The organism is Thermomonas brevis (assembly GCF_014395425.1).
GTDB classification, from domain to species: domain Bacteria; phylum Pseudomonadota; class Gammaproteobacteria; order Xanthomonadales; family Xanthomonadaceae; genus Thermomonas; species Thermomonas brevis.
In genome coordinates, this window is record NZ_CP060711.1 from 2,663,303 (window position 1) to 2,679,260 (window position 15,958).

Annotated in this window: 12 protein-coding genes; 9 read left to right on the top strand and 3 right to left on the bottom strand. The window is 69.5% G+C overall.

Annotation, left to right across the window (positions count from 1 at the left end):
* Positions 1-15: 15 nt before the first annotated feature.
* The 4 genes from purF to H9L17_RS12385 all read left to right on the top strand — a co-directional run bounded on the left by purF (position 16) and on the right by H9L17_RS12385 (position 3,528).
* The gene (gene purF, locus H9L17_RS12370; protein WP_187569736.1) at positions 16-1,485 is read left to right on the top strand and encodes an amidophosphoribosyltransferase; all 1,470 of its coding nucleotides are present in this window, start codon (positions 16-18) and stop codon (positions 1,483-1,485) included.
* A gap of 187 nt (positions 1,486-1,672) precedes the next feature.
* Positions 1,673-2,488 carry a ferritin-like domain-containing protein gene (locus H9L17_RS12375; protein WP_187569737.1) on the top strand — a complete coding sequence of 272 codons (816 nt, stop codon included), beginning with the start codon at positions 1,673-1,675 and terminating at the stop codon, positions 2,486-2,488.
* Between the two features lie 60 nt (positions 2,489-2,548).
* Positions 2,549-3,037 carry a hypothetical protein gene (locus tag H9L17_RS12380; protein WP_187569738.1) on the top strand — a complete coding sequence of 163 codons (489 nt, stop codon included), beginning with the start codon at positions 2,549-2,551 and terminating at the stop codon, positions 3,035-3,037.
* Entirely contained in the window at positions 3,034-3,528 is a 495-nt protein-coding gene (locus H9L17_RS12385) for a COG3650 family protein (protein ID WP_187569739.1), read from the top strand. Before H9L17_RS12380 ends, H9L17_RS12385 begins: the two co-directional genes overlap by 4 nt.
* On the opposite strand, the gene lpxH is transcribed toward H9L17_RS12385, so the two are convergent.
* Genes lpxH through H9L17_RS12400 form a run of 3 tightly spaced genes read right to left on the bottom strand, consistent with a single transcriptional unit; the run spans position 3,525 to position 7,795 of the window.
* Positions 3,525-4,256: a UDP-2,3-diacylglucosamine diphosphatase gene (gene lpxH, locus H9L17_RS12390; RefSeq protein WP_187569740.1), complete on the bottom strand. Its 732-nt coding sequence runs from the start codon at positions 4,254-4,256 to the stop codon at positions 3,525-3,527. The two genes, H9L17_RS12385 and lpxH, sit on opposite strands and share 4 nt — an antisense overlap.
* A gap of 24 nt (positions 4,257-4,280) precedes the next feature.
* Complete coding sequence (locus H9L17_RS12395; protein WP_187569741.1) at positions 4,281-7,253, bottom strand: serine/threonine-protein kinase; 2,973 nt, start codon at positions 7,251-7,253, stop codon at positions 4,281-4,283.
* Positions 7,250-7,795, bottom strand: a complete 546-nt coding sequence (locus H9L17_RS12400) for an ECF-type sigma factor (RefSeq protein WP_187569742.1) — start codon at positions 7,793-7,795, stop codon at positions 7,250-7,252. Before H9L17_RS12400 ends, H9L17_RS12395 begins: the two co-directional genes overlap by 4 nt.
* Before the next feature lie 139 nt (positions 7,796-7,934).
* Between H9L17_RS12400 and H9L17_RS12405 the strand changes: the two genes are divergently transcribed.
* The 5 genes from H9L17_RS12405 to H9L17_RS12425 all read left to right on the top strand — a co-directional run bounded on the left by H9L17_RS12405 (position 7,935) and on the right by H9L17_RS12425 (position 15,955).
* Positions 7,935-10,403, top strand: a complete 2,469-nt coding sequence (locus H9L17_RS12405) for a hypothetical protein (RefSeq protein ID WP_187569743.1) — start codon at positions 7,935-7,937, stop codon at positions 10,401-10,403.
* A 128-nt stretch (positions 10,404-10,531) separates the two neighbouring features.
* The gene (locus H9L17_RS12410) at positions 10,532-11,317 is read left to right on the top strand and encodes a helix-turn-helix transcriptional regulator (protein WP_223158049.1); all 786 of its coding nucleotides are present in this window, start codon (positions 10,532-10,534) and stop codon (positions 11,315-11,317) included.
* Positions 11,318-11,426: 109 nt separating this feature from the next.
* Positions 11,427-13,922, top strand: coding sequence for a hypothetical protein (locus tag H9L17_RS12415; RefSeq protein WP_187569745.1), 2,496 nt, complete (start codon positions 11,427-11,429; stop codon positions 13,920-13,922).
* Positions 13,923-14,032: 110 nt separating this feature from the next.
* Complete coding sequence (gene gltX / locus H9L17_RS12420) at positions 14,033-15,454, top strand: glutamate--tRNA ligase (protein WP_187569746.1); 1,422 nt, start codon at positions 14,033-14,035, stop codon at positions 15,452-15,454.
* Positions 15,455-15,463: 9 nt separating this feature from the next.
* Positions 15,464-15,955, top strand: a complete 492-nt coding sequence (locus tag H9L17_RS12425; protein ID WP_187569747.1) for a transcriptional repressor — start codon at positions 15,464-15,466, stop codon at positions 15,953-15,955.
* The last annotated feature ends 3 nt before the right edge of the window (positions 15,956-15,958 follow it).

The following is a 15,958-nucleotide window of genomic DNA, read 5'->3' on the forward strand; positions in this document are numbered from 1 at the left end:
ACAGGAAAGACATCCATGTGCGGCATCGTCGGAATCGTCGGCCAGAGCGAAGTGGCCGGGCTGTTGTATGACGGCCTGACCGTCCTCCAGCATCGCGGCCAGGACGCCGCGGGCATCGCCACCGCGGACGGCGGCAAGCTGCACGTGCACAAGGGCAACGGCTTGGTGCGCGACGTGTTCGACGCGAAGTCGATGGCGCTGCTGGACGGCCGCGTCGGCATCGCCCACTGCCGCTATCCCACCGCGGGCAGCGAGGGCAGCGACGAGGCGCAGCCGTTCTACGTCAACTCGCCGTTCGGCATCGCGCTGGCGCACAACGGCAACCTGACCAATACCGAGGCGCTGCGCCGCGAGGTGTTCGAGCAGGACCGCCGCAACGTCAACACCGAGTCCGATTCGGAAGTGCTGCTCAACGTGTTCGCGCACGAACTGGACACGCAGAAGGCGCTGACGCCGGACGCCGTGTTCGCCGCGCTGGAGGGCGTGAACCGCCGCGCCAAGGGCGGCTACGCGGTGGTCTGCACGGTGCTCGGGCTGGGGCTGGTGGCGTTCCGCGACCCGCACGGCATCCGCCCGCTGGTGCTGGGCAAGCGCGCGACGGCGGCGGGCGAGGAATACATCGTCGCCTCCGAATCGGTGGCGCTGGACGTGCTGGGCTTCGAGCGCGTGCGCGACGTCGAGCCGGGCGAGGGCATCGTGGTGACCGCGCGCGGCGAGCTGTTCTCGCGCCAGTGCGCGCCGGCCGAGGCGCACACCACCTGCATTTTCGAATACGTCTACTTCGCGCGCCCGGATTCGATGATCGAGAACATCTCGGTGCACAAGGCGCGCATGCGCATGGGCGTGACGCTGGGCGAGAAGATCCTGCGCGAGCGGCCCGACCACGACATCGACGTGGTGATCCCGATCCCCGACACCAGCCGCGACTCCGCGCTGGAGATCGCGAATGTCCTCGGCGTGAAATACCGCGAGGGCTTCATCAAGAACCGCTACGTCGGCCGCACCTTCATCATGCCGGGGCAGGGCGAGCGCGCGAAGTCGGTGAAGCGCAAGCTCAACCCGATCCCGCTGGAGTTCCGCAACCGCGTGGTGCTGCTGGTGGACGATTCCATCGTGCGCGGCACCACCAGCAAGCAGATCGTGCAGATGGCGCGCGACGCCGGCGCGAAGAAGGTCTACTTGGCCTCGGCCGCGCCGCCGGTGCGCTACCCGAACGTCTACGGCATCGACATGCCGTCCAGCGAGGAGCTGGTGGCGCACGGCCGCAGCGAGAAGGAAATCGAGCAGCTGCTGGGCTGCGACTGGCTGATCTACCAGGACCTGTCCGACCTGGAAGCGGCGGTGGCCGGGCCGAAGTTCCCGGGCCGCAAGTTCGACAGCTCCTGCTTCAACGGCGAATACGTGACCGGCATCGACGCCGATTACTTCGAGCGGCTGCGGCAGCTGCGGTCGGACGAGGCGAAGAAGAAGCGGAGAGAGTCGTAGCCGTGGGTTCTGCGCTGGGCGCATGTCGGGGGAAGCGTTTCAAGTCCTGCCCGGCCCTCCGGCACAGCCGTCGGGCGTTCGAAGCGCCGCAGACCAGTGGTCTGCAAACGGCGCTTCTCACCCCCGATACTCGCTTGGTTGAAACGCATCCCCCGACGCGCGCCCTCGTGACTGTTTCGTTGTCGATATGAAGAGCCTGTTTGACGCCGCTCGCGCCTGCCTCGATGCCGCCACGCCGGACGACAAGCCCGCGCTGACGCTGGCGATGGCCGCCGCCTTCGCGCGCGGCGAGCTGGCGATTCCCGACGACGCGCCGCCGCCAGAGCCGATCCGGATGCCGGGCCGGCCCGCACGCCCGACGCTGGTGCATCCGCGCGATCTACCGCGCCGCGGCTTCGGCAGCGACGAAGGCCGAGCCGCCTTCATCCACGCGGTGGCCCACATCGAGTTCAACGCGATGGACCTGGCCTGGGACGCGGTCTACCGCTTCCGCGGCATGCCGCCCGAGTTCTATGTGGACTGGGTTTCGGTGGCGAACGACGAGGCGCGGCACTTCGACATGCTGCGCGCGCGGCTGCGCGAATTCGGCCGCGACTACGGCGACTTCGACGCCCACAACGGCCTGTGGGAGATGGCGGAGAAGACCGCGCACGACGGCCTCGCCCGCATGGCGCTGGTGCCGCGCGTGCTGGAGGCGCGCGGGCTGGACGTCACGCCCGGCATGATCGTGAAGCTGCGTTCGCTGGGCGACGACGCCACCGCCGGCATCCTCAACGTGATCCTGCGCGAGGAAGTGGCGCACGTCGCCGCCGGCTCGCGCTGGTACCGCTGGCACTGCGAGCGCGCCGGCGTGGAGCCGCGCGCGCGCTTCCGCGAACTGCTGCGCGAATACGCCAGCGGCGTGCTGCACAAGCCGTTCAATACGCAGGCGCGGCTGGAAGCGGGGTTCGACGCCGAGGAACTGGAAAGCCTGCTGGCCGAGGCGGACGCGGCGTCGCATTGACCCGCCCGTCACCGTCGCGCGGGCAGACTCGTGGCTGACATCCGCCACGATGGAGCCGCCATGCGCACTGCCCATTGGATCCTGATTGCCGTGTTCGCCGCCGTCGGCACCGCCTGCACCCGGCCCGCGAGTACCGACGCGGACGCGACGCCGGTGCAGCATCCCGAGTCCACCGCGGCCGCCATGCGCGGCGATCCGCCGCTACCGGCCGATGCGCCGCCGCTCGCCACGCCGGCGACGCTGCACTTCCACGCCAACGGATTTTCGCCGGCGTGGCGGGTGGAGGGCGAGGGCGAGACGCTGAAGATCGACGTGCCCGAACACGGCCGCACCGAACCGGGATACGTCACGGTCACCGCCAGCCACAGCAAGGACGGCAGCTTCGAAATCTACAGCGGCAAGAATGGGGCGACGGAGTACACCCTGACCCTGGATGGAAAGGCGCCCTGCAACATCGCCGGCGACGAAGACGGGCGCCGCGATCGCGAGTTCGAGGCCATCCTCACCTACGGCGAAACGGTCTACAAGGGATGCGCGGATCGGCGATGAACACGACCTGCGGCTTGATGTCGATGACGGCGCGCCGCTGCCTCGCGGTAGCGATCGTGCCGATGCTGCTCGCCGCCTGCACGGCGACGCAGCGGTCTCCGGATGACGCAGCGGGCACGCGAGACCGCACTGGGCCGGCAACGCCGCCAGCCGCCGTTGCCGCTCCCGCGGCGCAGGACGCGGAAGCGGCAACGGGCCAATGGCACGTCCTCGGCACCGAACCGTTCTGGAGCGTCCGTGTCGATGGCGCGTCGCTGCTGTTCGCCACGCCCGAGGATCCCGAGGGCCAGACGTTGGCGGCGCGCGGGGAGCGGAAAAACGATGCGATCGAGTTCCGCGGCGAAGATCGCGGCAAGCCGTTCGTCCTGCGGCTGATGCGCGGGGAATGCAGCGACGGCATGTCCGACCGGCGCTACGCGTACAACGCCATCTTCGAGATCGCCGGCACGCGCTACAGCGGCTGTGCGAATGAAGGATTGGACGCCGGTTAACCCACCGGTAGCGCGACGAGATCCGCGCCGCCGGCATCCACCCGCAGCAGCGACCCCTGCTCGTACCAGTCGCCCAGCACGATGCGGGTCTTGCCGCCACCTTCGTCGTGGATGGCGGGACGATGCGTGTGGCCGTGGATCATGCGCTTCACGCCGAAGTGCCCGAACCAGTCCTGCACGGTGGCGGGCGCCACGTCGCCGATGGTTTCCGCCATGCCCTTCGATACCAGCTCGCCGTAGCGCGCCTTGCTGGCGGCGCGCGCCTGCGCGGCGAAGGCCAGCCGCGCCGCCAGCGGCTGTGCCAGGAACTGCGCCTGCCACTGCGGGTCGCGGGTCTGCGCGCGGAACTGCTGGTAGGCGGTGTCGTCGGTGCACAGCAGATCGCCGTGCAGGAGCAGGGTGGGCTCGCCGTAGAGGTCCACGACAGTGGGATCGTCGAGTAGGATCATGCCGCTGCGCGCGGCATAGGCTTCGCCGAGCAGGAAGTCGCGGTTGCCGCGGATGAAATAGGTCGGCACGCCGGCATCGGCCAGCGCGCGCAGGCGGTCGGCGACGAACGCGCCGGCGTCGGACGGGTCGTCGTCGCCCACCCAGGCCTCGAACAGGTCGCCGAGGATGTAGAGCGCATCGGCACTGCGCGCCTCGCCGTCGAGGAAACGGCCGAACAGCGCGGTGATCTCCGGACGTTCCGGGTCGAGGTGCAGGTCGGAAACGAAAAGCGTGGTCATGCGCCGATTGTAGGGCGGCGGGCGTCAGCGCAGCGCGCGCAGTTCCGCCAGCTCCGGCAGCCACGCCGCCTTGGCGGACAGGATGGCGATGGCGGCGTCGAGTTCCTTGCGCGCGTCGGCGCGCTGGCCCGAGGCGAACAGCGCGCGGGCAAGGACGCCGTGCGCCAGCCCGGTGTCGCGATGATCGTCGCCGATCGTGGCGGCGAACATCGCGATGGCCTTGCGCGCTTGCTCGGCAGCGGCGCCGGCATCGTGCGATGCGAGCTGCGTCCGGGCCAGCGTCATCAGGGCAAACGCCTCGCGACGGCTGTCGGGCGAGGATGCGTGCGCGCGCTCCAGCGCCATGCGCGCGTGCTGGGATGCGGGCGCGGGCAGGCCATTGGCGAGTTCGGCCAAGGCCAGCGTCCACAGCACGCTCGGCGCTTCTTCGGCGGCGTCGCCGCCGGCCTGCAGATCCCGCCAGTTCTGCCGGGCCAGCGACAGCGCTTCGGCAGTGCGGCCCTGATGCAGCAGGTTGGCGGACAGTTCGTTGCGCGCAACCGCCAGCGAAGAACCCGTTTGCGCGCCGGGAGCGGCACGCAGCTTGGCCTCCAGCACCGATGCCACCTTGCGCAATTGCGCCTCGCCTTCGGCCAGGTTGCCGTTGCGGCTGTACAGCGCGGCCAGGTTGCCGCGCGCGGCCAGCAGGTTGCTGTTGTCGGCCGGCAGGGCCTTGGCCCAGACGCTCACGGCTTCGTTGATCTTGTCGGTGGCGCAGGCCATGTCGCCGAGCTGGTAGCAGGCCACGCCCCAGTTGTTGAGTTCGCGGCCCAGGTCGTCTCCGCGTCCTGGCTGCCTGCGATAGATCGCGGTCGCTTCCTCGTGCAATGGCAACGCCTCCCGGTTCCGGCCCAGCGCCTCCAGTTGCTGGGCCAGTTGGCCGATGCTGAGTGCGGTGTAGGGGTGCTCCGGCGGCAGGATGCGGCGGCGGATCGCCAGCGCCTGTCGTTCGGTGGCGGCCGACTGTTCGTTCTGGCCTGCCAGGGCTTGGTAGACGGCAAGGTTGTGCAGGGCGCTGGCCAGCTTGAAGTCATTGAGCGGCCTGATGCGGCGGATGCCGTCGACGACGGCCCGCATCTGGGCGGCCGCCTCGGCATGCCTGCCGGGGCCGCTGCTGAGGAGCTCGGCGTATTGCAGCCGCGCGTCGAGGGTGAGCAGGCCATCGTCGCCCTGCAGCGTCCGCAGGCGTTGCCAGGCTTCGAGCGCGAGTTTTTCCGCCGCCTCGTATCGCTCGCGGTGACCAAGCAGCTGGGCGCGTTTTATTTGCAGGTTCGCCGCGTTCGCTTCCGGTTCGGACAACGAGGCGGCATGCGCGCGCCGCCATTTTTCCGCGGCGTCCAAGCAGGTGCCGGTTTCATCCAGCCTTTCGCCGAGTTGCAGGATTTCGCACTGGCGCACGCGCGCCTGCATGACGTCGTCCGCTTGCGACGGCGGCAACAGCCGCAGCGCCTGCGCCACTTCCTCGCCGGCCTTGGGATATTCGCCCAGCGCGATGTAGCTGCCGGCCAGCGTCAGCCGCAGTTTTCCTTCCGCATCCGGTTGTCCGTGCAGCTCGCCGCGATCCAGCCGCGCCACGCCCGCATCGATCAGCTGCCGCACCGTGGCGTCCGGGCCTAGCCCTTCTTCCGGATCGATGCTGCGGAACACGTCGACCAGATAGGCGTTCACCACGTCGGCGCGCTGCGCCTGCAGGCGCGCTTCGTGCGCCTGCCACAGCGCGATGCCGAGGCCCGCGCACAGCGCGACGACCACCGCCGCGGCGGCACTCACCGCCAGCGTGTTGCGGCGGACGAAGCGGCCGGCGCGGTAGCGCCAGGTCGGCGCGCGTGCCGCCACCGGCCGTCCGTCCAGCCACGCCAGCAGGTCGGCGCGCAGCGCGTCGACGCCGCCGTAGCGCTGGGTCGGATCGGGCGCCAGGCAGCGCCGGGCGATGGCGGACAGGTCGCCGCGCAGCTGCTTCGCCAGCGATTGCGGCGTGCCGCCGCGCCTGGCCGCGTCTTCGGCGGACGCGTGCAGCGCGGCGTCCCACAGTGGCTGCGGGTCGCCGTCCATGCGCGCCAGCCGCGTGCGCAGCGGGGTGTCGCCGGTCAGGCCGTAGGGATGCGCCTGCGCCAGCAGGGCGTACAGCAGCACGCCGAGCTGGTAGAGGTCGGTGGCGGTGGAAACGGGTTCGCCGTGCAGCTGTTCCGGCGAGGCGTATTCGGGGGTGAAGGCGCGCTCGCCGGTGCGGGTCTGTCCGGCGGCGTCCTCCTCCATCAGCTTGGCGATGCCGAAGTCCAGCAGGAAGGCGTGGCCGGCAGCGTCCACAACGATGTTGGATGGCTTGAGGTCGCGGTGCACCACCAGCTGCCGGTGCGCGAACGCCACCGCGTCCAGCACCTGCAGCAGCAGGCGGATGCGCGCGCGCACGTCCAGCGCGCGCGCGTCGCACCAGCGGTCGATGCGTTCGCCGTCCACCAGCGTCATCACGAAGTACGGCGCGCCGGCATCGTCCACGCCGCCGTCGATCAGCCCGGCGATGCCGGGATGGCGCAGCCGCGCCAGGATGCGTCGTTCGCGCAGGAAGCGTTCGCGCGCCTGCGCGCTGTCCAGGCCGATGCGGATGCGCTTGAGCGCGGCATCGTGTTCGTAGTCGCCGTCGGCGCGGGCGACGCGATAGACCGCGCCCATGCCGCCGCGGCCCAGCACGCCGCGCACCCGCCAAGGACCGATGCGGGCGTCGGGCGGCAGTTCGTCTTCGGCCGGCGCGTCCGTGTCCGTGCGCAATCCGGCCAGCTTCGGCGTCAGCGGATCGTCGGCGCCGGCGGCGTCGGCGGCCAGCATCGCTTCCACGTCGCGCCGCAGCGCCGCATCGTCGCCGCAGGCCTGCGCCAGCCAGGCGGCGCGGGTCGCGGCGGGTTGTTCCAGCGCTTCGTCGAACAGCCGCAGGACGCGCGCCAGCCGTTCGCCGCCGCTCATGCCAACTGCGCCATCAGGAAGGCGCGCGCGCGCCGCCAGTCGCGCTGCACGGTGCGTTCGGTGACGCCCTGGATATCGGCGATCTCCGGTTCGGTGTAGCCGCCGAAGCAGCGCAGCTCCACGCCTTCCGCCGCGCGCGGATCGGCCTGCGCCAGCGTGTCCAGCAGCTCATGCAACTGCAGCACGTCCATCGCGCTGTCCGGCGTGGCGATGCCGGTGTGCAGCGTCACCTGCTGTGCGCCGCCGCCGCGCTTTTCCGCATGCAGCCGGCGCGCGTGGTCCACCAGCACCTGCCGCATCGCGTGGGCCGAAAGCGCCAGCAGCGCCTTGCGGTCTTCCGGCCGGAAGCCGTCGCTGCGGGCCAGCTTGAGCCAGGTTTCGTTGACCAGCGAGGTGGTGTCCAGCTCGCCGCCGCCGCGCCGCAGCTGCGCGTGCGCGGCCTGCTTCAGGTCGGCGTAGGCAGCGGCATAGGCGCGGCCGAGCGCGTCGGCCTCGCCAGCGTTGGCGCGTTGCAGCCACTGGGTGACGGGAGAGGCGTCCATGCGGGGGAACCGGAGCGCGGATTGCGCGAAGCATAGCCGGTCGGGCGGGATCGCGGCGGGGCGTGTCGGGATCGGCCGGCGTTTCGCGCATGGAGGAATGGACGCGCATTCCGCCGTCTCCATTTTCCGGGGAGCCACCATGCACAAGCACAACCGCCGCCGGCGCGCGCCGGCCGTTTCCGTTCTCGCCCTTGCCCTGCTGGGGGCGATGTCGATGCCGGCGTGGGCCGACGATCCTTGCCTGGATGCCAACGGCGATCCGGTGGTCGGCGCCCCCACCGATCAAGGAGCGGAGAACGCCACCACGGTACCCGGCAGCCCGGCCAACAACACCACCTGCCATGTCACCGCCAGTGCCTTCGGCCAAGCGAACAACGCCAGCAACTGGTACAGCAGCGCGTTTGGCTATCACAACCGCGCCTACGGCCAGGCCAGCAATGCGTTCGGCAGCGAAAACTACGCCAGCGGCTCCTACAGCGGCGCGTTCGGCTACGGCAACACCGCTCGAGGCGACAACAGCGGCGCGTTCGGCTACTGGAACACCGCCAGCGGTTACGCCAGCAGCGCCTTCGGGTTCGTCGGCGAAGCTCTCGGCACGGGCAGTGTGGTGGTGTCGGGCTGGAGCGACAGCAATGGTGACGGCTTCGTCGATCCCGGCGAAACCTCCTCCGCCAGTGGATTGTCGTCGGTGGCGCTGGGCGCGGCGGTGGTCGCCAGCAGCCATTACGCCAGCGCGGTGGGCGTGCACAACACCGCCAGCGGCGGTTGGAGCAGCGCCTATGGGCTGAACAACATCGCGAGCAGCGACGCCGCCAGTGCGTTCGGCTACGGCAACACCGCCAGCGGCGATTCCGGCAGTGCGTTCGGCTTCCGGGGCGTCGCGTCCGGCACGGGCAGCATGGCGGTGTCGGGCTGGTACGACGACGACAACGACGGCGTGGTCGATGCCGGCGAAACCGCGACCGCCAGCGGCACCTACGCCGTGGCAGTGGGGGCTGCCGTCACTGCATCCGGCGCCGCCAGCACGGCGTTGGGCGTGTTCAACGTGGCATCCGGCACCGCCAGCAGTGCCGTCGGCTTCTGGAACACCGCCAGCAGCGCCTGGAGCAGCGCCTTCGGTTACCACAACGACGCCAGCGGGGTCAGGAGCAACGCGTTCGGCATCAACAACATCGCCAGTGGCGACGGCAGCAGCGCGTTCGGCGCGCGCGGCATCGCGTCCGGTACGGGTAGCGTGGTGGCGTCCGGCTGGTACGACCGCGACGGCGACGCCAGCTTCGATGCGGATGAAGGATCCAGTGCCTCCGGCGTCAGTGCGGTGGCGCTGGGCGCGGGTACTGTCGCGCAGGGGGATTTCAGCACGTCGGTGGGCATCAACAACCATGCGGTGACCCGCAGCAGCGCGTTCGGCTTCAACAACACTGCCGATGGCGAAAAGAGCAATGCGTTCGGCAGCTGGAATGTGTCCAGCGGCGAGTTCTCCAGCGCCATCGGCATCGAGAACGAGGCCAGCGGTTACGCCAGCACCGCAGTCGGCCTCGTCAACATCGCCAGCGGCAGGCACAGCAGCGTGTTCGGCTACTGGAGCAGTGCGGTCGCGGACGACAGCACGGCGATCGGCTACCAGGCGGTGGCGAAGACTGCCGGGGTGGTGTCGTTCGGGCATGCGGCCGGCGACCTGGATCCCACCGGCGTGGCCTACGCGGGCGACCTCGAGGCGCGCCTGATCCATGTCGCCGACGGCATTGACGCCACCGACGCCGTGAATCTGCGGCAGTTGAACGCGGCGCTCGCTGGGAGCGCGGTGGACCTGTCGCCGTTCGCGGCGGCGTTCGGCGCCGGCGCGGCATGGACGGGCGGCATCTTCACCGCGCCGAGCTATACCATCCAGGGGGCGAGCTATGGCGACGTGGGCAGCGCGCTGGCGGCCATCGACAGCTGGATGACGACGAATGCCAATGGCGTGCAATACGACGATGCCAGCCACGCCACCGCCACCCTGGACGGCGCGAGTGGCACGCAGGTCAAGAACGTGGCCGACGGCACGGATGCGATGGATGCGGTCAACAAGGGGCAGATGGATGCAGGTGACGCCGCCGCGCTTGCCGCCGCCAACGGCTATACCGACGCGCGCGAAACCGCCATTCGCACCGACATGGCAGCGGGCGACGCCGCCACGCTGGTGTCGGCCAACCTCCATGCCGACGCCGGCGATGCCGCCACGCTGACCGCGTCGAAGACCTACACCGACACCAAGGCCGCTTCGACGTTGCAGTCGGCGAATGCTTACACCGACCAGAAGTTCGCGGCATGGAACGACAGCTTCGCGCAGTTCCAGCAGCAGACCGATCGCCGCTTCGCCCAGACCGACCGCCGCATCGACCGGATCGGCGCGATGGGCACGGCGATGACGCAGATGGCGGTGAACGCGGCGCTCGCCAATAGCCCGCGCGGGCGCATCGCGATCGGCATCGGTTCGCAGGGCGGGCAGGGCGCGGTGTCGATCGGCTACGGCAAGCGGGTGGGGGACCGCGGGTCGTTCTCGCTTGGCGCCTCGTTCGCCAGCGGCGAATCCTCGGCGGGCGCGGGCTTCGGCTTCGACCTGTAATCGAAGGCGCGCAGCGGACAGGGAACGGCGCGGGCGACCGCGCCGTTTCCACGTGGAGGGAATGCCGGTCCCGGAGCTTGCGATAATGCCGCATGGACCCGGAGAACCAACGCCGCGAAGTGGCTGGCGTGTCCCGCATCGACGATGCGACGCACGCGCTCTGGGACGCGCTGGCCGACATCGAGACCTCGCGCGTCGAGCATGCGCGCGAGGTCCTGCTGGACGGGCTGCGTGGACTGGTGGATGCGCAGCATGCCTGCTGGGTCGGTGCGGTGCGCATGGACGAAACCCTGGCGGGCGATCCGGTGCGCGGCTGGCGGCCACGCATCGTCCATCACCAGAAGACGCCGCAGACGACCGGCACGGCGGAAACGGCGGCGCGCGAGCAGGTGCGGCAGCTGGAAGCGGGCGAGGTGGATCTGTCCACGGTGCGGACCGTGTCGTTCGCGGGATCCTGGCGCACCCATCGGCTGGTCGATCTGCTGCCGGCCGACTGGTTCGAAGGGGAGTACTACCGGCGTTACTACCTCGGCCAGAACCGCGTCGATGCGATCTGGTCGGGCGTGCCGGTCAATGCGGACGTGGAGATCTATGTCGGTCTGTACCGCCACTGCGGGCATCCACCGTTTTCGCAGGCGGATCGCGAGACCGTCGCCCATGCCATGCGCGGCCTGCGCTGGTTCCACCGCCAGCAGGTGCTGGGCCACGGGCTGGCGATCGGCGCGTCGCCGTTGACCGACCTGGAGCGGCGGGTACTGTCGGGCCTGCTGGGCGGGCTGACCGACAAGCAGATCGCCAAGCGGCTGGAAAGCAGCCCGCGCACCGTGCACGAATATGCCTCGCGCATCTATCGCAAATACGCGGTTGCCAACCGTTCGGCGCTGATGGCGCTGTGGCTGGGGCAGGGCGGCTGATGCAGGAGCATCCGGCAATTTTGCGGGTTTCCGCGAGCGCGGCGGCTGGCTAACGTCCCCGGGAGCGCGGTGGAACGCCGCTGCCCACCATCCAATCCAGGGGATTCCCATGACCATTGCAACCGCTTCGGCTGCGGCGCGTCGCCGCGTGCGCGTCCGTCCGCTTTCGCTGACGATCTGCCTGCTGCTCGCTGCCGCTCCGGCATGGGCGGACGAGGGATGCCGCAACCCCGATGGCAGCCTGGTCACGCCGGCTCCGGATACGGACCAGGGCAACGAGGGCGGCAAGAACAACACCACCTGCTCGGCCGGGGCCAGTGCGTATGGCGAGGCGAACAACGCCAGCGGACAGGACAGCAGCGCCTTCGGCAGCGGCAACATCGCCACTTACCAGGGCAGCAGCGCGTTCGGCTACGGCAATCTGGTCAACGGCGGTTTCGGCAGTGCCTTCGGCGCCAACAACATGGTGGCCGGCAGCTGGGCCAGCGCATTTGGCTACGACAATACGGCCGGTGCGGATGGAAGCAGCGCCTTCGGTGACAGCAACGATGCCAGCGGAAACCATGCAAGCGCGTTCGGTTACAACAATGCCGCCGGCAATACCGACAGCAGCGCCTTCGGTTCCATGAACACCGCCAATGGCTTCCTCGCGGGCGCTTTCGGTTCCGCGAACACTGCCAGTGGCAACGAAAGCAGCGCCTTCGGCCGCATCAACACCGCCAGCGGTTCTCTCGCGGGTGCTTTCGGTTACAGCAACTCCGCAGACGGTGTTGGAAGCAGCGCGTTCGGCTATCGGAACACGGCCTTCGGCCTGGGCAGCAGCGCGATGGGTTTCCACAACGCCGCCGGCGCCGAAGACAGCAGCGCGGTGGGTTACGACAATGCCGCCGGCGCCGAATATGCCAGCGCCTTCGGCTACGGCAATGAGGCGAGCGGCCAGACAAGCAATGCGTTCGGGGCCGGCAACACCGCGCTTGGATTTCGCTCGGCGGCCATCGGCTACAGCAATGAAGCCAATGCGGACTACAGCTACGCGTTCGGCGGTTCGAATGTCGCCAGCGGTTATCTCAGCAATGCCTTCGGCAATTCCAACGAGGCGAGCGGGGACTACGGCAGCGCGTTCGGCTACAAGAACATCGCCGCCGGCCTCGGCAGCAGCGCGTTCGGCTATGAATCGCGGGCATCCGGAGCGGGTAGCACCGCCATCGGTTACCAGGCGGTGGCGAATGACAGTGACGTGGTGTCCTTCGGCCATGCAGCCGGCGATCCGACTGTTCTGGGCGGCGTCTATGGCAGCGACTACAACGTCCGCCTGCTCCACGTCGCCGCAGGCATCGCCGACACCGATGCGGTGAACCTGGGTCAGATGAACAACGCGATCAGCACGGCGGTCGGCGGGATCGCCAGCTACGGCGGCTTCGCGATCAGCGCCGATGCGGGTGCCACCAGCGCCACCATCGGCAGCGGCGACACGGTGGCATTCGAGGCCGATGATCCCAACGGCAACCTGACCGTCAGCCGCAGCGGCGGCACCATTGCCTACGGCTTCGCCAGCGCGCCGACCTTCACCGGTCTGACCGTGGGCGGCGGCGGTGGAAACTTCACCATCGTCAACAGCACCGTCATCCACATGGGCGGCAATGTGGTCGGTGGCGTGGCCGACGGCGTGGCGGCTACCGATGCGGTGAACAGGGGGCAGCTGGATGCCGGCCTGGCCATCGCCAACGGCAATGCCGCGGCGGCGCAGGCGACAGCGGATACCGCACTGGCGAACGCGACCACGGCGCAGAACGCGGCGGACGCGGCGGCCGCCGCCGCAAACAACGCGCAGACCACAGCCGACCAAGCGGTAGTGGATGCAGCCAATGCGCAAACGACCGCCGACCAGGCGGTCGCCGATGCGGCCAGCGCCCAGTCCACCGCCGATACCGCGCTGGCGAACGCGGCCACTGCACAGGCCACGGCGGATGCGGCGCAGGCATCGGCCGACCACGCGCAAGCCACGGCCGACACGGCGCTGTCGAGTGCCGCCACTGCGCAGTCCACGGCGGAAGCCGCGCAGTCCACCGCCGATACGGCTTTGGCCGCGGCGGGCGCCGCGGTGGATACGGCCAACGACTACACCGACAGCCGCGAAACCGCGATCCGCGCCGACTTTGCAAGCGGCGACGCCGCCACCCTGGCTTCGGCCAATGCGCATGCCGATGCCGGCGATGCCGCGACCCTGTCTTCCGCGCAGGCATATGCGGATGCGGGCGATGCCGCCACCCTGTCCTCGGCCAATGCCTACACGGACCAGAAGTTCGCCGCTTGGAACGACAGCTTCACCCAGTACCAGCAACAGATGGATCGCCGCTTCGTCCAGACCGACACCCGCATCGACCGCACCGGCGCGATGCAGACGGCGATGGCGCAGATGACCGCCAGCGCGGCGGGCATCCGCACCGTCAACCGGATGGCGGTGGGCGTGGGCGCGCAGAATGGCCGGGCCGCCGTGGCCGTGGGCTACCAGCGGGCGATCGGAGACAAGGCCGCGTTCACGATTGGCGGCGCGTTCAGCGGCGACGAAAAATCCGCCGGCATCGGCTACGGCTTCGGCTGGTAACGGCAAGCGGTTCGTGCGGGACGGACGGCGCGGTCGCCCGCGCCGTCCCCATTCGGCGGGTTGGCCGGCGGGCGGCGTAAAATGCGCGTTTTCCCGCTTCCGATGTGCCCATGACCGTCCGCACCCGCTTCGCTCCGTCCCCCACCGGCTACCTGCACATCGGCGGCGCGCGCACCGCGCTGTACTGCTGGCTGGAGGCGCGCCGCAAGGGCGGGCAGTTCGTCCTGCGCATCGAGGACACCGACCGCGAGCGCAGCACGCAGGCGGCCATCGACGCGATTTTGGAGGCGATGGACTGGCTGGGGCTGGACTACGACGAAGGCCCGATCTACCAGACCCATCGTCTCGATCGCTACAAGGAGGTCGCGGAGCAACTGGTCGCTTCCGGTCACGCCTACTACGCCTACGAGACGAAGGAGGAACTGGAAGCGATGCGCGAGGCGGCGATGGCCGCGAACGAGAAGCCGCGCTACAACGGCGCCTATCGCGACGCGAACGCCGGCTGGCGCGACGATGCCAACCGGGTGATCCGCTTCCGCAATCCGGTCGATGGCGTCGTGGCCTGGGACGACAAAGTCAAGGGCCGCATCGAGATCGCCAATGCCGAGCTCGACGATCTCGTCATCTTCCGCAGCGACGGCTACGCCACCTACAACTTCGCGGTGGTGGTGGACGACATCGACATGGGCATCACCGACGTGGTGCGCGGCGACGATCACGTCAACAACACGCCGCGCCAGATCAACATCTACAAGGCGCTGGGCGCGCCGGTGCCGCATTTCGCGCACCTGCCGATGATCCTCGACGAGCACGGCGCCAAGCTGTCCAAGCGCACCGGCGCGGCCGACGTGATGCAGTACCGCGACGCCGGTTATCTGCCGCATGCGCTGCTGAATTATCTGGTGCGGCTGGGCTGGTCGCACGGCGATCAGGAAGTGTTTTCGATTACGGAAATGCAGTCGCTGTTCGACCTGGCCGACGTCAACGCGAAGGCGTCGCGGCTCGATCCGGCCAAGCTGGGTTGGCTCAACCAGCAGTATCTGAAGTCCGACGATCCCGAGGCCGTCGCGAAGCACCTGGTCTGGCATCTGGAGCAGGCCGGCTACGATCTGTCGAAGGGCCCGAAGCCGGCCGAGCTCGTCATCGCCCTGCGCGAGCGCGCGCAGACGCTGAAGGAGATCGCGGAGAAATCCGCCGTCTGGTTCCAGCCGCTCACCGAATACGACGCGGCGTCGGTGGACAAGCACCTCAAGGAAGCGGCGCGGGAGCCGCTGTCGCAGGTGCGCGCGCAGCTGGCTGCATTGCCGGAGTGGGCACCGGAGCCCATCCATGGCGTCGTCAAGATCGTGTCCGAGGCGCTTTCCATCGGCATGGGCAAGATCGCCCAGCCGTTGCGGGTGGCGATCACCGGCACCCAGGTCAGCCCGGACATCGGCTGGACGGTCTATCTGTGCGGGCGCGAGGAAGCGCTGCGCCGGATCGACGCGGCCCTTGCGAAGATTCCGCTTGAAAGCCGCCCCGCCGGCGCATAGATCGAGGCCATGGGCAAAACGCACGCCTGCACCGATCCGAAACACCACGTCCACGACGCAGCCGCGTTCGTGGCGGCGGTGGAGCGCGCCTGCGGCGAGCGCGGGCTGCGTCTGACCGAGATCCGCGCGCGGGTGCTGTCGCTGGTGGCCGAGGCCGGCAAGCCGATCAAGGCCTACGACCTGCTGGAGCGGGTGCGCGACGGCGAAGGCGCGGGCGCGGCGGCGCCGCCGACGGTGTATCGCGCGCTGGATTTCCTGCTCGCCAACGGCTTCATCCACAAGCTGGAATCGATCAACGCCTTCGTCGCCTGCCACCATCCGAACGCCGCGCAGCATTCGGTGCCGTTCCTGATCTGCGACCGCTGCCATTCGGCGACCGAGCTGGAAGACGCGGGCATTGTGGCGACGCTCGATGCCGCGGCGCGTGCGCTGGGCTTCGCGCCGCAGGCGCAGACGCTGGAAGTGCACGGCCTGTGCGCGAGGTGCGCACAGGCCGCCTGACCG